This window comes from Mucilaginibacter sp. SMC90 (assembly GCF_022811725.1).
Lineage (GTDB): Bacteria > Bacteroidota > Bacteroidia > Sphingobacteriales > Sphingobacteriaceae > Mucilaginibacter.
In genome coordinates this window covers 4,827,680-4,854,223 of record NZ_CP094527.1, presented here as the reverse complement: position 1 = coordinate 4,854,223, position 26,544 = coordinate 4,827,680, and the positions used below count along the sequence as shown (strand labels likewise).

Here is a 26,544-nt window from a genome sequence, read left to right as displayed (position 1 = left end):
GTGTTATTCTACGTGCGGCTTATCGCTTGTATAACACACCCCTGCCTACTCTCGTTCCTCCGCGCGCGCTCTCGAGAGGGGATTTTAAAATCCTTTATTCAATTAATTGCCTGGGTTAACAGCCACGATGTTACCACCAGCAAAAGCACACATCTTCTATGCCTTGCGTGCCGGATGAAATCGAGCCACCGTTTTTTACAACAGATCGCCCTGCAAGGTGTTAAAATTACACTTTGTAAAAATCTGGTTAGATCTTAAAAATGTGGAGAATTGTTAAAATAGTACTATCTTAATTGCAAATTGATTATATACCTTTAGTGGAACCAATTATAGTGTACACTAAACACCAAAACCAATGCGCTGTAAAATATTAAACGTTGTGTTATGCATGGCTTGCCTTGCTTTGTTTTCGTTCCGGGTTAATGCCCAGGGACCGGGTATCTTTGACGGGCAAACCGATGTAGGTACGGTCAAACATCCGGGAAGCGGGGTATATGATGCCAAACTACAGCAATACACCTTAACCGGTTCGGGCCAAAACATCTGGGCTACACATGATGATTTTCATTTTGTGTGGAAAAAGATGAAAGGCGATTTCATCCTCCGCACCAATGCTGCTTTCATAGGCAAGGGCGTTGAAGCCCATCGCAAGGTTGGACTAATGGTGCGCAGTACGCTCGATTCAAATTCAAAACATATCAATGCCGTTGTGCACGGCGACGGTTTAACTTCACTTCAATACCGTAAAGCGATAAGTGGTATAACCGAAGAAAAGAAAGCATCTATCACAGCCGCTGATGTAATCCAGCTGGAACGTAAAGGAAATACGTATACCATGTCGGTAGCCCGCAAAGGCGATCTGTTTGTGAGTGAAGAGGTAACCGATCTTGATTTGGGCGATGAAGTTTATGTAGGTATTTTCATTTGCTCGCACAATGCCGATGTTACCGAAAAAGCGCTATTTAACAACGTGCGGATAGTTACGCCTGCGCCAGCCACATTGGTCCCTTATAAACAATATTTAGGAAGCGCTATCGAACTGCTTGACCTGGCCAGCCAGAATACTACAGTGATCTATCAATCGCCAAAATCTATTCAGGCACCAAACTGGACGATTGATAGCAAGTCGCTTATTTACAACAGCGAAGGCTCGCTGTACAAATTCGATCTTAAATCGCACACACCAACGGTACTAAATACCGGCATCGCTAAAAACAACAATAATGATCATGTGCTTTCTTTTGACGGCAAAATGCTTGCTATCAGCAGCGGAGACGGCGGCCCTTCTATAGGGTACACCGTATCATCTGCCGGGGGCGAAGCTACCCGTGTAACACAAACCGGGCACGGGGCAAGCTATATGCATGGCTGGTCGCCCGATAAAAAATACATCGTTTTTTGCGGCGAGCGAAATAAGGAATTTGACGTTTACCGTATCCCGGCTGCTGGCGGTCCTGAAGAGCGGCTTACCAATACTCCGGGCCTTGATGACGGGCCCGAATATTCTCCGGATGGCAAGTACATTTACTTTAACTCGGTACGCAGCGGCTTGATGCAGGTTTGGCGTATGAAAGCCGATGGCAGTGAGCAAACCCAGCTTACCAATGATGATTATAACAACTGGTTTCCACATATTTCGCCCGATGGTAAATGGATAGTATACATTACTTTTCTTAAAAGCGAAGTTGCGCCCGGCGATCACCCATTTTATAAACATGTATATTTAAGGGTAATGCCGGTTGAAGGCGGTGCATCAAAAGTGGTTGCTTATTTATACGGTGGGCAGGGTACCATCAATACCCCGTCATGGGCACCGGATAGTAAGCACCTGGCCTTTGTAAGTAATTCTGATCTATTATTTCCTGTATTCCCAATAGCTAAATAACCTTAAAACGTAAAACCATGCACACATCACGCAGATCATTTTTAAAAACCGGGGCCATGGCCGTAGCCGGTGCCGCTTTGCTTCCTGATAGCTTATTTGCAGCAACTGATAATAAACTGAAGCGGGTAGGGGTACAGCTTTACAGTGTACGCGATGCCATGAAAGCAGATCCGCAGGGAACGCTTAAAAAGATAGCTGATGCCGGCTATGCCCACGTGGAGCATGCTAATTATGTCGACAGGAAGTTTTATGGCTACAATGCCAAAGAGTTTAAAAAGATCCTGACTGATCTTGACCTGAAAATGCCAAGCGGCCATACCGTTATGACTGCCCAGCATTGGGATGTTTCAAAAAACGATTTTACCGATGCCTGGAAATACACTGTTGAAGACGCCGCCACAATGGGGCAAAAATTTGTGATAAGCCCATGGCTTGATGAAAAGGTACGTACCGACACCGATGCCCTGAAACGTGCAATGGAGCAGTTTAACAAATGCGGTGAATTGTGTAAAAAATCATCAATGATGTTTGGTTATCATAACCACAACTTTGAAATCAGCACCAAAGTGGGCGATATCACCCTTTATGATTATATCATCCAAAATACCGACCCGGCATTGGTGGCCCAGCAGATAGACATTGGCAATATGTTCAGTACCGGTGGCAAAGCCCTTGAGTTTATCAACAAATATCCCGGAAGGTTCCAGTCGATGCATGTGAAAGACGAAATTAAAGTACCTCCACATGATGGTGACGATACCGAAAGTACCATTTTAGGTGCCGGGATTTTGCCTGTTAGGGATATCGTGAAAGCCGGGGCTAAAAAAGGTGGCACTTCACTGTTCATTATTGAGCAGGAGGCATACCAGGGCAAAGACCCAATCGATTGTGTAAAAATTGATTTACAAATCATGAAAAAATGGGGCTATTGATAGTATAAAGCTAACTTACACCTTCGTGAAGAATTAAAATTTTTCCAGACTTTGATTTTAAATTGTAATTATTAAGTTTGGAACTACGTTATAGATCATAAGTAAGCCTCACCCTTTATCTGTTTAATAAGTAAAATACTAAGGACGATAAAATAGGCTTCGCTAAAACAATTTAGTTTAAACAATGGACCGGCGCACCGTCATTAAAAACCTGGCTTTGATAGTAGGAGGGGCAGCATTGCTCCCGGCTTGTTCGCAGAACAAGGCAAAGTCGAAGGTTGCACTTAAAAATATCGATATCACAGCCGATCAGGAGCAACTGATAGGTGACGTAGCGGAAACCTTTATCCCTAAAACAACTACGCAGGGTGCCAAGGACCTGCAGCTGCATTTATTTGTGTTGAAGATGTTAGATGATTGCTATAAAAAGGAAGATCAGCAGGCATTTATAACCGGTATGGGTCATTTTACCGATCAGTCGCAAAAAATATATAGTAAAACGTTTAATCAGCTTGATACTAAAACGAGGGAAGTATTTTTGCTGGATATAGAAAAAGAAGGCAAAGCAGAAGAGGAAGCTGCAAAGAAAAATATCCAGCAAAAAAATACTGCTCCGGCTGCTCCGCCGGCGGGCAAGTATTCGCCCGAACTTAAAAGGTTTTACAGCATAGTAAAAAGACAAACCATAAACGGTTATACCAATTCAAAATATTTCATGACCAACATAGTGGTTTATGAGCTTGTGCCGGGCAGGTACAACGCGCATTTCCCTTACAAACAAAAGCAAGCGGTATAGTAATGGCTAATTTAAATATCGACAGCGTTAAGGAACGCACATTCGACGCGATAGTAATTGGCTCGGGCATGAGCGGGGGATGGGCTGCTAAAGAGTTTACTGATAAAGGATTAAAGACACTGATACTGGAACGGGGCCGCGATGTTAAACACATTAAGGATTATCCTACCACCAATATGTACCCATGGGAGTTTGAGCACCGGGGCGAATTGCCAATGAGTGTTCAGGAAGCCAACCCTATAGTAAACCGTTGTTACGCATTTGGAGAAAGCGCTGCGCATTTTTTTGTAAAAGATGCCGAGCATCCGTACATCCAGGATAAACCTTTTGATTGGATCCGTGGTTACCAGGTTGGTGGTAAATCCCTGCTGTGGGCGCGTCAAACCCAGCGCTGGAGCGAATTTGACTTTGAAGGCCCTGCCCGCGACGGTTTTGCTGTAGACTGGCCTATCCGCTATAAAGATATTGCGCCATGGTACAGCTATGTTGAGAAGTTTGCAGGTATTTCAGGAAACAGGGATGGTATTGCCGAATTGCCCGACGGCGAGTTTTTACCGGCGTTTCCGTTAAACAACGTTGAGGAATATTTTAGAGATCACGTGAAAAGCACCTATAAAAACCGCTATGTGATCAGCGCACGTTGCGCGCACTTATCAACCCCTAACCAGATCCATCTGGATCAGGGCCGTGTACAATGCCAAAGGCGCACTATCTGCGAGCGGGGCTGTCCATTCGGTGGTTACTTTAGCGCCAACGCAACCACTATTCCGTGGGCTTTAAAATCTGGTCATGCCACTTTGAGGCCATTCTCGGTAGTTGAATCTATTATTTATGATGATAAGCTTGGTAAAGCAACCGGCGTAAGGGTGATTGATACCAATACCAAAGAAGCTATTGAATACCACGCTAAAGTGATATTTGTAAATGCAGCGGCCTTAAACACCAACCTGATATTATTAAACTCCAAATCACACCGTTTCCCAAATGGTTTGGGTAATGATAGCGGAGTGTTGGGCAAGTATGTGGCGTTTCATAATTACTCTGCCCATATTGGTGCCGAGTACGATGGCGCTAAAGAATGGACAACCGATGGGCGTAACCCGGCTGGTGGTGGTTATATTCCGCGTTTCAGGAACGTTTACAAGCAGGAAACCGATTTTTTACGTGGCTATGCATCTGGTTTTAGCGCGTACAGGTATCCTGAACGTAGCTGGGATGGGGTAGGCAGTAGTTTGAAAGATAACCTGGCTAACAAAGAGCTTGGGCCGTGGCACGTAGGCTCGCACATGATGGGAGAGACTATTCCGAAGGAGAGTAACTTTGTAAGTTTGGATGATAAGCAAAAAGATGCCTGGGGTGTGCCATTGCTTAAAATGAATATAGATTATGATGATAACGATGAAAAGATGAAGAAGGATTATGTGGAGCAGTTAACCGAGATGTTCACCAGTGCCGGCTTTACTAACATCAAAGCCAGTACAGACAGGCGTGCCCCCGGATTAGATATCCACGAAATGGGTGGTGCCCGCATGGGTAACGATCCTAAAACATCTATATTGAATAAGTGGAACCAGGTGCACAGTGTTAAAAACGTATTTGTTACCGATGGAGCTTGCATGACCTCAACCTCGTGCCAAAATCCGTCGTTGACTTATATGGCCTTTACGGCAAGGGCGGCTGACTATGCCATGAGCGAGATGAAAAAGGGAAACCTGTAGTTTGCAGTTTTGAGTGGACAGTTTGCTTTTCAGTTTGCAGTAATCAGTTGGCTGTTTGCAGCTAAAAAAGGATAGATTATTAATTTAATCAGCGCGAACTGCAAACAGAGAACTGCCAACTGGTAACTGCTTACTGCAAACCGAAAACTGCTAACTGATAAAGGGACATTGTGTAAAAAAAACACAATGCAATTTTGGAAAATGAATTTTATTCATACATTTAACCGGATAACCAAGTACTAAACAAATTAAACTAACCATAATATTCGTATGTCTGCAAACACTTATGACGCAATAGTCATTGGCTCAGGAATTTCAGGCGGGTGGGCTGCCAAGGAACTAACACAAAAGGGTTTGAAAACCATCATGCTTGAGCGTGGTCGTAATATCGAACACATTAAAGATTACGTTAACGCTACTAAAGATCCGTGGGAATTTCCGCACAGAGGTGGTCGTACTCAAAAAATGATCGAGGATTATCCTGTTCTTAAGCGCGACTACCCCTTAAATGAGACCAACCTTGACTATTGGGCAAGTGATAAGGATAGTCCTTACACAGAGATCAAAAGGTTTGACTGGTTTCGTGGTTATCACGTAGGCGGCCGTTCATTAATGTGGGGACGCCAGTCATACCGCTGGGCCGATGTTGATTTTGAAGCTAACTTAAAAGATGGCATCGCTGTTGACTGGCCTATCCGTTATAAAGATATTGCTCCATGGTATAGCTATGCCGAGCAGTTTGCCGGTATCTCGGGTAATAAAGATGGTTTACCAATCCTTCCTGATGGCGATTTTATGCCGCCAATGGAAATGAACGTGGTTGAAAAGGACGTTGCAAAACGTTTAAAAGAATATTATAAAGAAGCACGTCACATGATCATTGGCCGTACCGCTAATATCACTGTGCCACATAACAACCGTACTAACTGCCAGTATCGTAACAAATGCTGGTTAGGCTGTCCGTTTGGTGCTTATTTCAGTACACAATCTGCTACTTTACCTGCGGCTATGGCTACCGGTAACTTAACAGTACGCCCTTGGTCTATCGTTACCAAAATTTTGTACGATAAAGACACTAAAAAAGCAAAAGGTGTTGAGGTATTGGATGCAGAAACCAACAAAACTTACGAATACTTTGCTAAGATCGTATTTGTGAATGCTTCAACCATCAACTCTGCATGGATCCTGATGAATTCGGCTACCGATGTTTGGGAAGGCGGCTTGGGCAGCAGCAGCGGCGAGTTGGGCCACAACCTGATGGACCACCACTTGAACGTTAGTGCTTCGGGCAGATTTGAAGGCTATGAGGATAAATATTACTTCGGTCGTCGTGCAAATGGTTTTTATATTCCTCGTTTCCGTAACCTTAACGGCGAAAAGCGCGATTACATTCGTGGCTTTGGTTACCAGGGTTCGGCAAGCCGTGAAGGCTGGGGCCGTGATATTGCCGAATTAAATATTGGCGGAGCATATAAAGATGCATTAACCGAGCCGGGTTTATGGCATGTAGGTATGGGCGCTTTTGGCGAAACATTACCTTACCACGATAACAAAGTAACTATCGATAAAACCAAGAAGGATAAATGGGGCCTACCGGTTGTTGCCATTGATGCAGAGTTGAAAGAAAACGAGCTGAAAATGCGCATCGACATGGAAAAAGACGGCAAGGAAATGCTGGAAGCAATTGGTTGTAAGGATGTACAAACTTCTAACACCAATCCGTTCCTTGGTCGTGGCATTCACGAAATGGGTACTGCACGTATGGGCCGCGATCCAAAAACTTCAGTGTTGAACCAGTGGAACCAGGTTTGGGATGCCAAGAACGTATTTGTTACCGATGGTTCATGTATGACATCTGCGGCTTGCCAAAATCCGTCACTTACTTACATGGCGTTAACTGCCCGTGCAGCTAACTACGCTGTTGATGCACTTAAAAAAGGCGAAATTTAATCACTATCACATAAAAACAACCTATAACAAAAAAACACCCATGACTGAAGAAAAGGACAAAACCCCTAATCCGTCGAGAAGGCAGTTTCTTAAAAGCAGCGCTATTGCAGCAGCTGGCTTTATGATCGTTCCGCGCCACGTATTAGGTGGTAAAGGCTTCATCGCCCCGAGCGATAAATTGTTAATTGCCGGCGTTGGTGCAGGTGGTAAGGGCCAAAGTGATATCGCTAACTTTTACAAAAGCGGTAAAGCTGAAATCGCTTTCTTATGCGATGTGGACGACAGAAGGTCGGCCAAAACACGCGGCGATTTCCCTAAAGCAAAGTATTATAAAGACTGGCGCGAAATGTTTGACAAAGAGCACAAGCATTTTGATGCCGTATCGGTTTCAACGCCCGATCATAACCATGCTATCATCACCTACAACGCAATGCAGTTGAACAAGCACGTTTATGTTCAGAAACCTTTAACCCATGATATTTGGGAAGCCCGTATGTTAACCGAGGCTGCCAAGAAATATAAAGTGGTAACCCAAATGGGTAACCAGGGTTCATCAAACGATGGCACACGCTTACTTTCAGAGTGGTATGATGCCGATTTGATTGGTGATGTGCACACCGTTTATTGCTGGACAAACCGTCCGGTTTGGCCGCAAGGTATTGCATGGCCGCCGCCACAGCAAAATATCCCTAAAGAACTTGATTGGGACCTGTGGTTGGGTACAGCACCTAAAAAAGATTACGTTGATAAACTGGTACCATTTAACTGGCGCGGCTGGTGGGATTACGGAACCGGTGCACTTGGCGATATGGGCTGTCACCTGGTTGAAGCGCCTTTCCGCGTGTTGGGTATCCAATATGCAAAAGATGTACAAGCCAGCGTTGGTAGTGTTTATGTAGATGAGTTTAAAGAAGGTCACTTCCCTGAAAGCTGTCCTCCGTCAAGCCACATTACGTTAACCTTCCCTAAAACTGAAAAAACTAAGGGTGATGTTACCCTGCACTGGATGGACGGTGGTATCCAGCCTGAAAGGCCTGTGGAACTGTTAGCAAGTGAAAGGTTTGGTGGCGAAGAAGGTAACGGTACATTATTTATCGGTACTAAAGGAAAAATGTTTGCAAGTACTTACTCTGATGCCCCAACATTGCTGCCAAAATCATTAACCAAAGACGCGAAAGCTCCGCAAAAATGGAAACGCGTACCTGGTGGTGCCGATGGTCACTATGCACAATGGGTTGAAGGATGTATTGCCGGTTACGGTAAAACAGAATTAAGCTCATCGTTTGATAAAGCTGGTCCGCTTACTGAGGCATTATTGATGGCTAACCTTGCGGTGCGCGGTCATGAGCTGCAAGGCGGCAGGGTAAAACTTGTTTGGGATAACCAGGCAATGAAAGTTACCAACTTTGATGCTGTTAACCAATACATTAAACGCGATTACCGTGAAGGTTTCGTGTTAAAAGCATAAACTAATTAGTGGATTAGTGAGTTAGTGAATTAGTGATTGAAAAGTTGCGTTCACTAATTTACTAATGCTAATTAGCGAATTAATGAATTAGCGATTAAGTGAATTAAAAATCACTAACTCACTAATTCGCTAATTCATCAATAATCTAAATCACTAATTCATTAATTCACTAAATCAATAATTAATTTATGAATAGAAGAGAAGCGATAGGCAGGGTAGGTTTGATCCTTGGCGGTACCATCATCGGCGCCGAGTTCTTCATCTCCGGATGTAAACCATCTTCGCCAAAAGTAAACGATCTTTTTACGCAGGATGATGTGGCCCTGATGGATGAAATAGGCGAAACCATTTTGCCTGCAACATCATCTCCGGGTGCTAAAGCAGCCGAAGTTGGCAAGTTTATGACTGTTATGGTTCAGGATTGCTATACTGCTGATGATCAAAAGATATTTACCAAAGGTTTAAAAGACCTGAACGATGCAAGCGACAAAAAATTCGGTAAAAAGTTTTTGGAGGCTACTCCGGAGCAACGTACCCAGTTGTTAACCGAGCTTGACAAAGAACAAAAAGACTATACCAAAAACAAAAAGCCCGAAGATCCAAACCATTATTTCAGAATGCTGAAAGAATTGACCCTGCTGGGATTCTTCACTTCAAAACCAGGTGCTACACAGGCCTTACGTTATATTGCCGTTCCGGGTAAGTACGATGGTAACGTAACATACAAAAAAGGCGATAAAGCCTGGGCAACCTAAAAAATTGCGATATCAATTGATCTTACCTTTGGCTTTAAGTCCAATGAAATTATTATCAAAAACAGCATTATCATGTAATGCTGTTTTTGATGTATACAATCGATTGAGAAGCCTTTAGTCAAAAAACATCAACCCCAACAAAAACAAATGAAATTAAGATTAGGAATGATTGGCGGCGGGCAAGGTGCCTTCATTGGCGCTGTACACCGAATAGCAGCCCGTATTGATGGCGAGTATGAATTGGTTTGCGGCGCTTTTAGCAGCAATGCCGAAAAATCACAAGCCAGCGGCCTTTTACTTGGCTTACCTGCAAGCCGCTCATACAGCTCATACCAGGAACTGATTGAAAAGGAAAAGCAACTGCCCGAGAACGAACGTGTTCAGGTGATCAGTATCGTAACCCCTAACCATGTACATTTTGCCCCAACCAAAATGGCATTGGAAAACGGTTTCCATGTTGTGCTTGATAAACCGATGACCTTTTCGCTTGAAGAAGCCAAAGAACTGGAAAAAGTGGTGAAAGCCTCAGGTAAACTGTTTTGCCTTACACATACTTACACCGGTTACCCTATGGTTAAGGAAGCAAAACAACTGATAAAAGCAGGCGCTATTGGTACTGTTAAAAAAGTTTATGTTGAGTATCCGCAGGGCTGGTTAAGCACATTTTTAGAAGGAGAAGATAACAAACAAGCATCATGGCGCACCGATCCGGGTAAAAGCGGTATTGCAGGTGCTATGGGCGATATAGGCACGCACGCCTTTAACCTGGCCGAATATGTTACCGGTTTGGAGGTTACTAAAATTTGCGCTGATATCAACATCGTAGTTGAAGGTCGCAAACTTGATGATGATGGCGCTGCGCTATTGAAATTCAACAATGGTGCAAGCGGAGTGTTAACAGCTACCCAGATTGCTGCCGGTGAGGAAAATAATGTAAAGATCAGGGTTTACGGTGAAAAGGGTGGTTTAGAATGGCATCAGAGCGATGCCAACTCACTAACTGTAATGTATACCGATAAACCTGCCGAAACCTGGCGTACAGGCGGTGGGTATACCAGCTCATTTGCGCAGCATAACACCCGTACACCTGCCGGTCACCCGGAAGGGTATTTGGAAGCGTTTGCCAACCTGTACCGTAACTTTGCTTTAACAGTAAAAGCCGGTTTGGAAGGTAAAGAGGCTACTCCTGAAGAACTGGATTTCCCTGGTATCGAAGAGGGTGTTCGCGGAATGGCCTTTATCGAAAATGTGATAGCATCAGGTAAATCGGATACCAAATGGACTGATTTCACTATTTAATTCATCATCTATTTAAATCAAAAAAACATGACCACTATAAAAGGACCTGCCATATTTATAGCACAGTTTATAGGAGATACGGCACCATTTAACAGCCTTGAATCAATTTGCCAGTGGGCAGCAGGTTTGGGTTACAAAGGTGTGCAATTGCCAACGCTTGATGCACGCTTTATCGATCTGCAAAAAGCCGCCGAAAGCAAAACTTACGCTGACGAAATTAAAGGAATTGTTAATGCCGCCGGATTAGAAATTACAGAACTTTCAACTCACCTGCAAGGTCAGCTGGTGGCTGTAAACCCGGTTTATGATACTTTGTTTGATGGTTTCGCGCCCGAACATTTACGTGGCAATCCGGCCGAAAGGCAGAAATGGGCCGTTCAGCAATTAAAATATGCTGCACAAGCCTCAAAAAATTTAGGTTTGAATGCGTCGGTTACTTTTAGCGGTGCGCTGCTTTGGCCTATGGTATACCCATGGCCTCAACGTCCTGCTGGTATTGTTGAAACCGCTTTCGAAGAATTAGCTAAACGTTGGACACCGATTTTGGATGTTTACGAAGAAAACGGAATCGACCTTTGCTATGAGATACATCCGGGCGAAGACCTGCATGACGGTATCACCTACGAAATGTTCCTTGATCATGTAAAAGGCCATAAACGTGCTAACTTACTGTATGATCCATCGCACTTTGTATTGCAGTGTCTTGATTACCTGGAGTATATTGACCTGTATCATGAGCGTATTAAGATGTTTCATGTTAAAGATGCGGAGTTTAACCCAACCGGACGCCAGGGTGTTTACGGTGGCTACCAGAACTGGGTTGACCGTGCCGGTCGTTTCCGTTCGCTGGGCGACGGACAGGTTGATTTTAAATCGATTTTCAGCAAATTAACACAATATGATTTTAAAGGATGGGCCGTGCTTGAATGGGAATGCGCGCTTAAACATCCGGAAGACGGTGCAAGAGAAGGCGCCCAATTCATCAAAGATCATATTATTCGTGTAACTGAACGTGCTTTTGATGATTTCGCAGCATCAGGTTCTGATGATGCTTTCAACAGGAAAACGTTAGGAATATAGTTTGATTTCGGAATTGAGATTTTCGATTTCGGATTTATTGAATGATTTAGCATTAAAAAAAAGTTATGCCGAAACAAGTTCGGCATGACTCTTAAATTTTGTCATCCTGAGCGATAGCGAAGGATCTTCTTCAAGAAGCAGAGCGGCTATACAGAGCGAAGAAGATGCTTCGTTTCTCAGCATGACAAAATTTTTCATCTCGCGCTCGTTTTTAACGAGTGCGTAACGTTGCTTCGCGTTTGTAACGCGACAGGCGATACAATCGCCAAACCATATTAAGCACTCATTACAAATGATTGCAAGTGGTATTCGTTATTTAATTTATTACCCGGCCTCGTGAAGATGGGATTCACAAAGCAGGAAAAACGCTGAAATAAACCGTCAGCGAAATGCATTTTGATACAGCCAATTAACCAATTATTATCATAACCTAAATAATTTAAAATGCAAACTATTAACCGTGCACAGCTATTCAGGGCAAGCTGCCTGTCATTGCTGGTAACTTCATTGTCATTCGGTATCCGTGCCGGCATCCTGAACGATCAGGGTGTAAGATTTCACCTTAATGCTTCTCAATTAGGTACCATAGCGGCAACCGCGTTTTGGGGGTTTCCACTGGCCATCATTATAGGGGGCTTTATTGTAGATATCATCGGGATGAAAAAACTGCTGGTATCAGCTTTTGTATTTCACCTGGTGGGGATCCTGCTTACCATTTTTGCCAATGGCTACTGGACGCTGTTCCTCTCTACCTTAATGATCGGTATAGCTAATGGCACTGTCGAGGCTTCCTGTAACCCGCTTGTGGCTTCACTATATACCGATAATAAAACAACAAAGCTTAACCACTTTCACCTCTGGTTCCCGGCAGGTATCGTAATAGGTACCTTAATAGTATTCGGGCTGGATACTGCTTTGGCTCATGGCGTATCGCCAAAACCCTACTGGATCTCGCAGGTAGAAATTGCCTTGATGCTGATCCCGACTATCGCTTACGGTTATCTGTTCTCAAAATTAGATTTCCCTGTTACCGAACGCGTATCGGCCGGTGTAAGTACCGAGGATATGTATATGGCATTGGTCAATCCGTTGTTCCTGTTCATGATCATTTGCATGTTTGGCACTGCCATTACCGAATTGTTTACCAACCAATGGACAGACGTTTTATTCAAAACAGTTACAGATAATGCCATACTCATTTTAACCTTCGTTGCTTCGGTACAGGTATTGGGCCGCGCATTTGCAAGCCCAATTGTACACCGTTTGGCACCGCAGGGGGTATTACTGATCTCGGCTATTTTATCAGCATTGGGTATTTACCTGATGGTACACCTTCATGGCGACGCCATTTATTTTGCGGCTGTAGTATTTGGCCTGGGCGTAGCTTTCTTTTGGCCATGCATGATTGGTTTTGTGGCCGAAAACCTGCCCCGTACAGGTGCTGTGGGTTTAAACCTGATGGGCGGAGCCGGTATGTTTGGCGTATCTGTTTATATGATGTTCATGGGGGGCTTTTATGATAATATCATGGTTTCAAAATTACCGGCAGGAGCAAATTTAGATACTTACCGCTCGGCCCCGGCAGGCTCGGAGATGGCAAAGGCGTTTGACGCTGCACGATCGGCTGCGGGCCCGGAAGTGCTAAATACTACCCTGATAATTCCGGTTGTATTAATCATTGCATTTGTAGGCCTGGTAATTTACATGCGCTCACGTAAAAAAACTACTTCATTAGGCGCTATATCGGTTTAATGGGGTTTTATTTATGATAAAAAGTTGTAATTTTCGCCTGATTAACCAACCCAATTAAAATTACGTGATGAAAAACAGCAGGAGCTTTGCTAAGGAGCAGATTTTCGGCAAGGTTATCATCAAAAACCACAATTCAACTTTTATGAAAAAAGTATTCGTTATTCTTTGTATCAGTGCGTCGTTTGCTGCTTGCGGCGGAAATTCATCAAAAAACACTGGTGGCAGTGATAGCACCAACGGAGTAAACCAAAGCGCAAAAGCTGCCGATGCTAATGCTGATACAGTTGTAGCAAAAACAGGTACCGAATCGGCAGGTGGTTCTGCAGGTTCATCAACAGGCGAAAAATTAATGGCAACATTAGATTGCAGCACGTGTCACAAAGTTGATACCAAAGTTATCGGTCCTGCATTTGAAGAGGTAGCTAAAAAATATGATGCTTCAGATGCCAACATCGAAATGCTTGCTAAAAAGATCATCAGCGGTGGCAGCGGTAACTGGGGTAATATTGCCATGACCCCGCACCCTTCATTGCCTGAAAGCGATGCCAAAGAAATTGTAAAATACATTTTATCATTAAAAAAATAATCAAATAAAATTTTCATGACCATAGGGATAAGATCAAAACTATCGTTCATGATGTTCCTGGAATTCTTTATCTGGGGCGCATGGTTCGTAACTTTAGGTACTTTTTTAGAGCATACACTGCATGCTACAGGCGCACAATCTGGCCAAGTGTTTTCTACACAATCATGGGGCGCTATTATCGCTCCTTTCATTATTGGCCTGATTGCCGATAAATATTTTAATGCCGAAAAAATATTAGGTGTATTGCACCTCGTAGGCGCTGCGTTGATGTATCAAATGTACTCGGCTGCCGATGTTTCTGTATTTTATCCTTATGTGTTAGGTTATATGGTGCTTTATATGCCAACGCTGGCATTGGTAAACTCGGTTTCCTTTAACCAAATGAAAGATCCTGAAAAGGAGTTTTCATCTATACGGGTTTTTGGTACAGCTGGTTGGATCGTGGCCGGTTTGCTTATCAGTTTCATTTTTCACTGGGATTCACCTGGTGGAATAAGCAGAGGTATGTTGAAAAATACCTTCCTGATGGCCGGTATAGCATCAGCGGTTTTGGGATTGTTCAGCTTTACTCTGCCTGCAACGCCACCAAAAGTTGCTAAAGGTGAAAAGGTAAGCATTAGCCAGGTACTTGGTTTAGATGCGTTAAAATTGCTTAAGGATCCAAACTTCGCAATCTTCTTTGTGGCTTCAATATTGATCTGTATTCCTTTGGCATTTTATTACCAGAATGCCAATAGTTTTCTTACTGCCATAAAAATTGACGACCCAACCGGTAAAATGACCATCGGGCAGGTATCAGAATTATTGTTCCTGCTTTGTTTGCCTATTTTCTTTAAAAAGGCAGGCTTTAAGTGGACAATACTTGTTGGTATGCTGGCCTGGGCTTTACGTTACGTTTTGTTCGCTTACGGTAACGCGGGTGATCTGAGCTTTATGCTTATCATTGGTTTGGCGCTTCACGGCGTTTGTTATGACTTTTTCTTTGTATCTGGTCAAATCTATACCGATTCGAAAGCTGGTGTACAATACAAAAGCGCGGCACAGGGTATGATCACCCTTGCTACTTATGGTGTTGGTATGCTGATTGGCTTTTACGTAGCCGGTAAAATATCTGATAGCTATAACGGCCCGGCAGGTCACGATTGGAAAATGATTTGGCTGATACCTGCTTCAATTGCGGCGGCTGTATTCCTGTTGTTCTTCCTGACGTTTAAAGAAAAAAGGGAAAAGACTGTATAATTATCTGCACAAACCCAAATATAACCAATGGCATCAAATCAAAACAGGCGCTCGGCTATTAAAAGCATGATCGCAGGCACGGCCGCTATAGGAGCGTCGGGCGTATTATCTTCATTTACCACCGAAACTGAGAAAAATATGCAGGCTGATGATAAACTCAAAGGCAATATTAACCATGCTGTATGCCGCTGGTGCTACGGCGATTTTACGGTAGATCAGCTTTGCGCTGCCGCAAAAGATATCGGCATAAAAGGTATCGACCTTGTTGGCCCTTCAGATTGGCCTACACTTAAAAAATACGGCCTGTTCTCATCCATGTGCAATGGTGCCGAGATTAACCTTACCGATGGTTTTGGCGATAAACAATTTCATGCCAAACTGCATGAAAATTATACCAAAATGATTCCACTGGTTGCCGAAGCCGGTTATAAAAACCTGATCTGTTTTAGCGGCAGCCGTCGTGGTAAAACTGATGAGGAAGGCTGGAACAATTGCGTTGAGGGGCTTAAACCTATGGTTGCCCTTGCCGAAAAACATAATGTTGTATTGGTTATGGAATTGCTGAACAGCAAAATTGACCATAAAGATTACCAGTGCGACAGGGTAGAGTGGGGTGCCGAACTTTGCCGCAGGCTTGGTTCTGAAAACTTTAAACTGCTTTATGATATTTATCACATGCAGATTGACGAGGGTGATGTGATCCGTAACATCCGTGCTAATCACCAGTACATTGCTCATTATCACACGGGCGGTGTTCCTGGCCGTAACGAAATTGATGAAACGCAGGAGCTATACTACCCGGCTATTATGCGTGCCATTGTTGAAGTTGGGCATAAGGGTTTTGTAGCCCAGGAGTTTATTCCAAAGCAAAAAGACAAAATAGCTTCACTTAAAAAAGCGGTGCATATTTGTGATGTTTAAACCTTACATCACCTTATCACTCTAAAAAGCTAAACTAAAAAAACAAATACATGACAACCAGAAGAACATTTTTAGCACAAGCCGGATTAATGGCAGCAGGTGCATTGATAGCACCTAAGTTGGTATCGGCGAAAGCTTCAAATAAAGTGGGCCTGCAATTGTATAGCCTGCGCGATCAATTACCCAAAGATGTAAAAGGCGTTATTGCACAGGTTGCAAAAGCCGGTTATAACGAAGTTGAAACCTTTGGCTTTAACAGGGAAACAGGTTATTGGGGATTAAAAGGAAAGGAATTTGGCCAGCTGTTAAAAGATAACGGGTTAACAACACCAAGCGGTCACTACGGTTTGGACGAGTATTTAGGATCGGGCAAAACCGACGATCTGAACGCTTATATTGAAGTTGCCAATACTATTGGTCAATCACATATCATTATTCCTGCTTTAAACCACAACTTCATTAAAACGGTTGATGACTGCAAGGGCGTTGCCGAGAAGATGAATAAAATTGCTGAGATCCTTAAAAAATCTGGCTTAAAACTGGGTTATCATAACCACAACTTTGAATGGGCCCCTGTTGGCGATACTACATTTTATGATGTGGTATTAAACAACACCGACCCTAAATTGGTGGCCATGGAAATGGACATTTACTGGGTAGTGCGTGCCGGTAAAAATCCGGTTGAGATTTTTGAAAAACATCCGGGCCGTTTCGCCTTTGTGCATGTTAAAGACAGGGATAAAACCAATGCCGAACTGAATACTGAAATAGGTAACGGTAATATCGACTTCAAAACTATATTAGGTAAAGCTAAACTTGCGGGCATTAAGCACTTTATTGTTGAGCAGGAAAACTATACCAATATCGATCCATATGTAAGCATCACTAAAAGTGCTTCATATCTGAAAAATACGCTTCACGTTTAAACCAATCAAAACCTAACAGAGATGAAATATCCTTTAATATTAACCGCCCTTTTAGCAGGTAGCTGCTTTATGGCAAACGCACAAAATGCGAAACCAGAAGACACTGAGGTTTGGGAACCAATCCCGAAAGTGGTTACCCCCGGCAAAAGCTTAGGCGATGCCCCATCTGATGCTATTGTTTTATTTAACGGAAAAGGGCTTGATGAATGGGTTTCTGTACAGGACAAAACCCCTGCACAGTGGCTTGTTAAGGGCGATGTACTTACTGTAAATAAATCTACAGGTAATATCGAAACCAAACGCACCTTTACCAATTACCAACTGCATATTGAGTGGAAAGTGCCTGCAAGCATTACCGGCAGCGGGCAGGCCCGCGGTAACAGCGGCGTATTTTTGGCTTCGATAGGCAAAGGTGATGATGGTTATGAGTTGCAAGTGCTTGATTCACATGAAAACAAAACTTATGTTAACGGTATGGCAGGCAGCTTATACAAACAAGCTATCCCATTGGCAAACCCGGGTCGTAAACCAGGTGAGTGGAATGTTTATGACGTGATTTGGACTGCACCGGTATTTAACGAAGATGGTTCGTTAAAGTCGCCAGCAAAAGCTACTGTGTTTTTCAATGGCGTATTGGTTGAAAACAACTTTGAGTTGCTTGGCCCTACACAATACATTGGTAAGCCATCGTACGAAGGTAAAAAACATGGCCCTTCGCCAATTAAATTGCAAGCTCACGGCGATAAAAGCGAGCCGCTTAGCTTCCGCAATATTTGGGTGAGAGAGCTGTAAACAAAGCAGTATTTTGAAAATATGATAAGCCTTCCGGTATAGTTGCCGGGAGGCTTTTTTTGTGCTGTTTAGCTTTTACAGGCAGCTATGCCGTTGCTTAATAGTATAGCTGTTATTGCTTTTTTTATCTATATTAAACTTATAAATATAATAGCCGTAAAAGCTATACTATAAACCATCCGTTTTCTTGTTTTAGGAAATAGATTATCATTGAACTTAATAAAACCCGTTACCGTGAACTTGTATAGATATTTGTTTATTGCAGTTACCTTATTAGGGGCTCAAAACGGGTTTGCGCAGGATAGGAACCTTAAGTTTGAGCATATAGGAACCCGCGAGGGTTTATCGCAAATTAATGTGAGTTCCATAATTCAGGATAGCCGGGGCTTTATGTGGATCGGTACCCGCGATGGTCTCAACAGGTATGATGGTTATGGCTTTGTAATATACAAAAACAGCATCCTTGATACTAATTCGTTAAGCAGTAACCTGGTGTCGGATATTGCGGAAGACAAGGATGGCAATATTTGGCTGGCTACGCTTTTTGGGCTAAATAAGCTTGATCGCAAAACAGGCAAATTTGTACGTTATTTTCATGACGGCGCTAATCCCAATACCATATCAAGCAATTTTGTAAATAAACTGGTGTTTGATCATGAGGGAGTTTTATGGATAGCCAGCCAAAAGGGTGGTCTTGATAGGTTTGATATCCGTAAAAATAAGATCACCCATTATAAGCATAGCGACACAAACCTGTCTTCGTTAAGCGATGACGATGTGACCGCATTGAAGGAAGATTCAAAACATCGCTTATGGATTGGTACCCTAAGCGGCGGCCTTAACTTGTTAGATAGGAAAACCGGTGCTTTTATACGGTACCAAAATCAGCCCGGGATAAATACAAGCATTTCCGGAAGTTATGTAAGCAGCATTTATGAAGATAACTCCAACCGGTTGTGGATTGGTACAGAAGACGGCGGCCTTAATTTATTTACCCCCGAAAAGGGCACATTCAAGCGTTATCTCCACAGCGATAAAGATGGCAACAGCATTTCGGGCAATACCATTTTATCGTTGAGTATGGATCTGAATGGTAAACTTTGGATAGGTTCGGAAAACAATGGCGTTAACATTCTTGATCCCGTAACCGGTACAATAGCCAGCTATAAGCACGATGATATCGACCGGGGGAGCATCAACGGCAATTCCATATACAGTATTTGCCGCGATAGAATGGGCAACATGTGGCTTGGAGCCTTTAGTGGCGGCATTAACCTGTATAAACGCAGTACCGAAAGTTTTTTGCATTTCAGGCACAACTCATCACCAAATAGTTTGGCTAATAATTTTGTGCTTTGTTTGCATGAAGATCAGGCTGGTAACATTTGGGTTGGTACCGATGGGGGCGGGGTTAATGTGTTTAACAAAGACGGTACCGTTAAACACTATCTGAATGATCCGGCCAATCCAAACAGCCTGATAGGAAATTATGTATTGAATATCAGCCAGGATTTTAGAGGTGATTTTTGGATGGGTACCTGGGCCTATGGTTTGTGCAGGTATAATCCCGTCACCGGCAAATTTACCTACTTTAAACACGATGACACAAAACCGGGTAGTTTAAGCAATAATAATATCTATGCCCATACTCATACGCGCGATCACCGTACCTGGGTTGGTACTTACAACGGGGGGCTAAACTTATTTGATGAAAAGTCGGGTACATTTTCGGCGTTCAGGTATGATCCCGACGATCCCAAAAGTATCAGCAGCGATAGGGTATACGCACTGCTTGAAGATCATGACAATAACTTCTGGGTGGGTACATTTGATGCCGGACTCAATTTGATGGATAGGAAAACGGGGACTTTTACCCGGTTTCAGCACGATGAAAAGCGAAACAGCATCAGCAATAACAGCGTGCCCGATTTGTTTGAAGATGATCAGGGCAGGATCTGGATCAGCACACTATCCGGCCTTAATTTACTTAACCCGGTTACCAAACATTTTACCGTATTTACAACCAAAGATGGCCTGCCCAGTGATGTGATCTACGCCGTTCGGCAGGATAAGCGGGGCACTATTTGGGTAAGTACCAACAATGGTTTATCCAATTATGATCCCATTAAACAAACCTTTAAAAATTATACAATTGAAGATGGTTTGCAGGATGAAGAGTTTAAATCACATTCGGCCCTGCAAACAAAAGAGGGCAGGATATTTTTCGGTGGTGTTAACGGTTTCAATTCCTTTACGCCCGAACAGATCCTAAAACCATCGGTCTTTATGCCGCTGGTGGTCACTAATTTTCAATTGTTCAATAAAACTGTAAAAATTGCCCGTGATAAGCATGATCCATCACCGCTGAAACAGGATATAAGTGATACCCGGGAAATTAAATTATCGTACAAGCAATCGGTAATAACACTACAGTATGCAGCCCTTGATTACTCATCGGCAGATAAAAAGAATTATAGTTATATCCTCGAAAACTTTGACGCCGACTGGAATAACGTTGGCAGCCGTAATACAGCATCATATACCAATCTGCCGCCGGGCGAGTATACTTTTAAATTAAGATATCAGAATGCATCGGGATTATGGTCGCCGGCTTCGGCAGGGTTGAAAATTACTATAGTTCCGCCGTTTTGGTTAACCTGGTGGTTTAAATTAATTACAGCAATAACTGTAGTTGCCTTAATATACTTTATTTATGCGTACCGGGTTAAGTTTCTGAGGGCACAAAAAGCCGTGTTGGAGCGTCAGGTAAAGGAGCGTACCGAGAGCCTGGTAGAAATGACAGCAAATGAGCGCCTAGCCAGGGAGGCATCAGAAACAGCACGTGAAGAAGCCGAAAATGCCAATAAAGCTAAAAGTATTTTCCTGGCTACCATGAGCCACGAGATCCGTACTCCTATGAATGGCGTTATTGGTATGGCTACCCTGCTCGCAAGTACAAAACTTAGTACCGAGCAGGAGGAATATACCGAAACCATAAAAAACTGTGGTGATGCCCTGTTAACTGTTATTAATGATATACTCGATTTCTCTAAAATTGAATCGGGTAATATGGAACTTGATGAAGAGGATTTTGACCTGCGCGATTGTATAGAAGGTGTTTTAGATGTTTTTGCTGAAAAAGCATCGCGTTTAAATCTTGATCTGGTTTACCAGGTTGAGCACAATGTACCGGTACAAATTATTTCCGATTCAATACGTCTTCGTCAGATTTTGATTAACCTGGTAGGCAATGCTGTGAAGTTTACAACCCAGGGAGAGGTTTTTATACGGGTAGAAGTAAAAGAACAAAAAGGGGACGACCTTGAATTACGCTTTAAAATAAGGGATACAGGTATCGGCATTGCCGAAGATAAACTGGAGCGGTTATTTAAACCATTTTCGCAGGTTGATTCAAGTACAACACGTAAATACGGAGGTACTGGTTTAGGTTTGGCCATTAGCGAAAAACTGGTTAAGCTAATGGGAGGTGATATCAGTGTACAAAGCGAAATGGGAAGGGGGACCACTTTTTCGTTTACCATAAAATCAAAAGTAGGGCAGCAGGTAAAACGGAATTACGTTTACCTTAATCTTGCCGAGCTTGAAAATAAACGTATTTTATTTGTTGATGATAACGCCACAAACCGCGATATTATTGATGCTCAGTTTAGGCAATGGAAATATAACCCGGTAGTTGTTGCTTCGGCAGCCGAAGCGTTGAAAGTACTTAACCGGCATGACGAAAAGGTTGATCTTTTGATAACAGACATGAGCATGCCCGAGATGGATGGCTTGCAGCTGGCTAAAGAAGTAAAAGGGAAATTTCCTGAAATTCCTATTATATTGCTGAGCTCCATAGGTAGCGAACAGGGTAAAAGAGAGGATAGCGTGTTTAATGCAGTATTAACAAAGCCTACAAAACATAATCTCTTACATAAACACATTGTTGAACAACTAAAGGCTGGCAGCGGGGTGAAAACGGAATACCAGCCGGTGCAAACAGCGTTTTCAAAAGAGTTTGCTAAAAATTACCCCATGAGCATCCTGATAGCCGAGGATAATTTGATAAACCAAAAGCTTGCTATACATATGCTGGGCAAAATGGGATACAGCGCAGATATTGCAGAAAACGGTCATGCCGCGCTAAATGCCATGGTAACAAAACATTATAACCTGATTTTGATGGATGTACAGATGCCTGATATGGATGGCCTGGAAACAACCCGTTTTATCCGCAGTAATATGCAGGAACAGCCTGTAATTATAGCCATGACAGCCAACGCTATGCCAGAAGATAGGCAGGCCTGCATGGATGCCGGTATGAACGATTACCTGAGCAAGCCTATGAAGCTTTCTGATTTAATGGAGATGCTGGAAAAATGGGGAAAATATATAAATGGGCTTAATACTACTTTATTAAAATGAGGTTATATTTACTCCCGAAACCATCTGTAATTATGAACTTCTTTAATAAAATTTCCGTAACCTTTTTAGCTTGTTTTTTTACAGTTGCAGCCGTATTTGCAAGCGCGCCTGCACGCAACTATTATCAGCTTAAAATATATCATTACAAAACCCAGGCTCAGGAAAATACAATTGAAAAGTATTTACAACAAGCCTATATACCTGCGTTGCACAGGGCCGGTATTAAAAGCGTTGGTGTATTTAAACCCGTTACACAGGTTGATACTGCAAAGCTGTTATATGTGTTTACGCCGTTTCAATCATGGGATAAGTTGATGGGGCTCGATCAAAGGTTGGCGTCTGATGCTACCTATCTTACCGACGGGAAAGACTACATTGATGCTGCCTATAACCAACAGCCTTATACCCGCCTGGAAACTATTATTCTGCAAGCATTTCCTGGTATGCCTTCAACAGCCGTGCCTGATCTTAGCGCCAATAAAGCGGATAGGGTTTATGAATTGCGCAGCTATGAAAGTCCTACCGAAAAATTCAACGTTAATAAGGTAACCATGTTTAATGTTGGTGATGAAATAGGGCTTTTTAAGCGCCTTGGTTTTAATGCTGTTTTTTATTCGGAAGTTATTGCCGGAAGCCACATGCCAAACCTGATGTATATGACTACTTTTAACAGTAAAGAAGACAGGGACAAGCATTGGGATGCCTTTAACAAGGATGCTTACTGGAAAACCCTCTCGGCAAAAGCAGAATACCAGCACAACGTATCGCACGCAGATATTATCTTTCTTCGCCCGGCAGATTACTCTGATTTTTAATGCTATCGCTATCTTGTGAAAAAAAATTAATTCATAGGTAATTAATACGATTGTAAAACTTAACTTCGGTGTCGGTGTTTACTTCACCGTACAATCGGAATAATGCAACAGGATAGCTTGAAATTTTTAGAAGGGGGCGGCGAAATGGGCGCGCTGATCAGGGCACATGACTGGTCCGGAACATCTGTTGGTGCGCCGAATCAGTGGCCGGTAAGCCTGCGCACTACTATTGGTATCGTCTTAAATTCCCGTTTCCCTATGTTTATGTACTGGGGGCCCGATCTTATTTGCTTTTATAATGATGCTTATCGCCCCAGTCTTGGGGTGGGTGGTAAACACCCCGCGCTTTTAGGAAAGCCGGCCAGGATATTCTGGGCCGAGATATGGTATATTCTTGAGCCATTGATAGATCAGGTACTATCCGGCAGGGGCGCAACCTGGCATGAAGATCAGTTGATCCCGTTTTTTCGTAATGGCTCCATAGAAGATATTTACTGGACATTCAGCTATAGTCCGGTCATAGATGAGTCGGGTAAGCCGGGAGGCATCCTGGTAGCCTGTACTGAAACCACCGAAAAGGTTTTGGCATTCAATAAAATGAGGGATAGCAAAACCGAGCTTGAATTTGCCATTGATGCTGCCGAACTGGGCACCTGGGACCTTAATCCCCAAACTAATAAATTTATTGGTAACGACAGGCTGAAAGACTGGTTCGGCCTCGCCCCGGAGGATGAAATAGAGCTTGATTCGGCAATAGCTGCAATTGCCGAAAAAGACAGGCAACGTGTTGCCGATGCTATCCGTTCAGCATTGCTGCCTGCATCTGGCGGTAAATATGATGTAGAATATACGATTATAAATCCCCGAACAAAGTACGAGCGCGTTGTACGGGCAAAGGGGAAAGCATTATATGACGAAAATGGCGTTGCCATAAGGTTAAATGGTACGCTGCAGGATATTACTGAAGAAACAGTTACGCGCCTTGCACTTGTAGAAAGTGAGCAAAATTTTCGCTCGCTGATATTACAGGCACCCGTAGCCATAGCTGTTTTTAAAGGGCCGCAATATGTTGTTGAAATAGCCAATGCCCCGGTATTTGAGCTTTGGGGTAAAACTCCCGAAGAAACCGTTGGAAAACCAATTTTTGAGGGGCTGCCCGAAGCCAAAGGACAGGGCCTGGAAGCTTTGCTTGATAATGTATATAATACAGGCGAAAGGTTTATTGCAGTTGAGCGCCCGGTTTATCTGCCCCGAAACGGTAAGATTGAGAAAACCTATGTAGACTTTGTTTACGAAGCTTTGAGAGATAGCAATGGGGTTACCGGAATCATTGCCGTAGCATCAGAAGTTACCAACCAGGTAATTGCCAAGCGTAAAATTGAAGATGCCGAAGAACGCGCAAGGCTTGCCATTGATGTAGCCGAAATGGGCACGTTTGATTTGAACCTGGTTACAGATGAGATGATCACTTCGCCGCGTTTCAACGCAATTATGGATATTGACGAATCGTTAGTACATGATAGCTATATCGACAGGATCTTTCCGGATGACAGAAACATAAGGGACAACGCATTTGACATGGCCTTAAAAACCGGGTATATGTTTTATACAGGCAGGGTTTTATGGCGCGATGGCAGCATGCACGTTGTTGAAGTTGAAGGACAGGTTTATTACGACGAAGAGCATATTCCTGTCAGGATGCTGGGTATAGTAATAGATGTAACCAAACAAAAGGATGCCGAAGACGAGTTAAAGCGCTTTAAGTTTATGGCCGATAACGCTTCGGACATATTTATGCTGTTACGTGCCGATGGTTCAATTGCTTATGTAAACAGTGTAGCTCTTGATGATTGGTGTTACAGTGAGGGTGAATCCCTGACTTTAAATGTAAGCGATGTGGACGTTTACCACGACGATGTTACCTTTAACCGGGCCTTTAAAAAGGCCCAGCAGCAAAACATCCCGCAGTATGAAACGCTTTATCGCCGTAAAAATGGTTCGGTTTACCCGGTTGAGATCAATATGGTTAGTTTGATGTTATCGGATAAGCCGTATCTCTTTGCAGTTGCCCGCGATATCACCGAGCGCCGTAAGGCGAGGGAAGAGCTAATTCAGATTAATCAACGTTTGGAAATAGCCCTTGAGGCAGGGCGCCTTGGCTCTTATGAACTCGACCTGGAAACGGGTATCATGTTCTGTACACCGCAATGTAAAGCCAATTATGGGCTGGATAAAGATGCTGTTTTTAATTTCTCTGATCTTTTATCTGTTATGCTGCCCGAATATCCCGAACAGGTGCAAAAAAAGGTAAATGCAGCTATTAAAAATAAAACGGTTTACAATGCCGAATATCGTGTTGCCTGGCCCGATGGTTCAATACACTGGATCAATGCTTCAGGGAAGGCCCGTTATGACGATATGGATAAGGCTACGCAAATGGTAGGTGTAACTTTTGATATCACCGAGCAAAAGCTTTTGCAGCAGCAAAAAGATGAATTTATTGGCATTGCAAGTCATGAGCTAAAAACCCCGGTTACCAGCATTAAAGCCTATACCCAGGTACTTGAACGTATGCTGACCAAAAAAGGCGATACCCTGGAAGCGACAATGATTGGCAAGATGGATGCCCAGTTAAACCGCCTTACCAGTTTAATTGCAGATTTACTGGATGTTACCAAAATAAACTCTGGCAGGCTGCAGTTTAATTATACCGTATTTGATTTTAATGCCCTTATTAAAGAGGTGGCGGAGGATTTGCAGCGCACTACAAAAAAACATACACTTATTGAACAATTACAGGAAACAGGACAGGTGTATGCCGATAGAGAGCGAGTAAGCCAGGTTTTGGTTAACCTGATCACAAACTCCATTAAATATTCGCCGCACACCGAAAATATAATTTTAAAGAGCTGGCTCGAAAATGATGAGGTAGTAGTGTGTATACAGGATTTTGGCATAGGCATTTCAAAAGAAAAGCAAAATCGTGTTTTTGAACAGTTTTACAGGGTTAGCGGCGCTAAACAGCATACATTCCCGGGTTTGGGCCTTGGTTTATACATATCATCTGAAATAATTAAGCGCGAAGGCGGCCGGATTTGGGTGGATAGCGAAGAGGGAAAAGGGTCGACATTTTATTTTGCGCTTCCTGTTAAAAACAATAAAGAGTAGGATAATGTCTCTTTTGTAAAAAAAAATGTTATCGATT

Annotated in this window: 18 protein-coding genes; all 18 read left to right on the top strand. The window is 43.1% G+C overall.

Annotated features, from left to right (window positions below):
- The first annotated feature begins 355 nt into the window (after nt 1-355).
- Entirely contained in the window at nt 356-1,885 is a 1,530-nt protein-coding gene (locus MTO98_RS20360; RefSeq protein ID WP_243480829.1) for a hypothetical protein, read from the top strand.
- A gap of 17 nt (nt 1,886-1,902) precedes the next feature.
- Nucleotides 1,903-2,817 carry a TIM barrel protein gene (locus MTO98_RS20355; RefSeq protein WP_243480828.1) on the top strand — a complete coding sequence of 305 codons (915 nt, stop codon included), beginning with the start codon at nt 1,903-1,905 and terminating at the stop codon, nt 2,815-2,817.
- 184 nt (nt 2,818-3,001) lie between these two features.
- Complete coding sequence (locus MTO98_RS20350) at nt 3,002-3,613, top strand: gluconate 2-dehydrogenase subunit 3 family protein (protein WP_243480827.1); 612 nt, start codon at nt 3,002-3,004, stop codon at nt 3,611-3,613.
- 2 nt (nt 3,614-3,615) lie between these two features.
- Nucleotides 3,616-5,331, top strand: a complete 1,716-nt coding sequence (locus MTO98_RS20345) for a GMC oxidoreductase (protein WP_243480826.1) — start codon at nt 3,616-3,618, stop codon at nt 5,329-5,331.
- A 270-nt stretch (nt 5,332-5,601) separates the two neighbouring features.
- Entirely contained in the window at nt 5,602-7,281 is a 1,680-nt protein-coding gene (locus tag MTO98_RS20340) for a GMC oxidoreductase (protein WP_243480825.1), read from the top strand.
- A gap of 40 nt (nt 7,282-7,321) precedes the next feature.
- Nucleotides 7,322-8,749 (top strand): Gfo/Idh/MocA family protein, encoded by a 1,428-nt coding sequence (locus tag MTO98_RS20335; protein ID WP_243480824.1) that lies wholly within the window; start codon nt 7,322-7,324, stop codon nt 8,747-8,749.
- Nucleotides 8,750-8,937: 188 nt separating this feature from the next.
- Entirely contained in the window at nt 8,938-9,504 is a 567-nt protein-coding gene (locus tag MTO98_RS20330) for a gluconate 2-dehydrogenase subunit 3 family protein (protein WP_243480823.1), read from the top strand.
- Nucleotides 9,505-9,651: 147 nt separating this feature from the next.
- Nucleotides 9,652-10,803 carry a Gfo/Idh/MocA family protein gene (locus MTO98_RS20325; protein ID WP_243480822.1) on the top strand — a complete coding sequence of 384 codons (1,152 nt, stop codon included), beginning with the start codon at nt 9,652-9,654 and terminating at the stop codon, nt 10,801-10,803.
- A gap of 27 nt (nt 10,804-10,830) precedes the next feature.
- Nucleotides 10,831-11,883, top strand: coding sequence for a sugar phosphate isomerase/epimerase (locus MTO98_RS20320; protein WP_243480821.1), 1,053 nt, complete (start codon nt 10,831-10,833; stop codon nt 11,881-11,883).
- A gap of 444 nt (nt 11,884-12,327) precedes the next feature.
- Nucleotides 12,328-13,635, top strand: a complete 1,308-nt coding sequence (locus tag MTO98_RS20315) for a sugar MFS transporter (RefSeq protein ID WP_243480820.1) — start codon at nt 12,328-12,330, stop codon at nt 13,633-13,635.
- 67 nt (nt 13,636-13,702) lie between these two features.
- A complete protein-coding gene (locus tag MTO98_RS20310) occupies nt 13,703-14,221 on the top strand; it encodes a c-type cytochrome (protein WP_243480819.1) in 519 nt (172 codons plus the stop codon).
- Nucleotides 14,222-14,236: 15 nt separating this feature from the next.
- Entirely contained in the window at nt 14,237-15,460 is a 1,224-nt protein-coding gene (locus tag MTO98_RS20305; RefSeq protein ID WP_243480818.1) for a nucleoside permease, read from the top strand.
- Between the two features lie 27 nt (nt 15,461-15,487).
- Complete coding sequence (locus MTO98_RS20300; RefSeq protein WP_243480817.1) at nt 15,488-16,381, top strand: hydroxypyruvate isomerase family protein; 894 nt, start codon at nt 15,488-15,490, stop codon at nt 16,379-16,381.
- Nucleotides 16,382-16,431: 50 nt separating this feature from the next.
- Entirely contained in the window at nt 16,432-17,307 is an 876-nt protein-coding gene (locus MTO98_RS20295; protein ID WP_243480816.1) for a sugar phosphate isomerase/epimerase, read from the top strand.
- Nucleotides 17,308-17,328: 21 nt separating this feature from the next.
- Nucleotides 17,329-18,099: a DUF1080 domain-containing protein gene (locus tag MTO98_RS20290; RefSeq protein WP_243480815.1), complete on the top strand. Its 771-nt coding sequence runs from the start codon at nt 17,329-17,331 to the stop codon at nt 18,097-18,099.
- Nucleotides 18,100-18,333: 234 nt separating this feature from the next.
- The gene (locus MTO98_RS20285; protein ID WP_243480814.1) at nt 18,334-22,524 is read left to right on the top strand and encodes a hybrid sensor histidine kinase/response regulator; all 4,191 of its coding nucleotides are present in this window, start codon (nt 18,334-18,336) and stop codon (nt 22,522-22,524) included.
- Nucleotides 22,521-23,339 carry an NIPSNAP family protein gene (locus MTO98_RS20280; RefSeq protein ID WP_243480813.1) on the top strand — a complete coding sequence of 273 codons (819 nt, stop codon included), beginning with the start codon at nt 22,521-22,523 and terminating at the stop codon, nt 23,337-23,339. The genes MTO98_RS20285 and MTO98_RS20280 overlap by 4 nt, the downstream gene beginning before the upstream one ends.
- Nucleotides 23,340-23,441: 102 nt before the next feature.
- Nucleotides 23,442-26,507, top strand: coding sequence for a PAS domain-containing protein (locus tag MTO98_RS20275; protein ID WP_243480812.1), 3,066 nt, complete (start codon nt 23,442-23,444; stop codon nt 26,505-26,507).
- Nucleotides 26,508-26,544 lie beyond the last annotated feature (37 nt).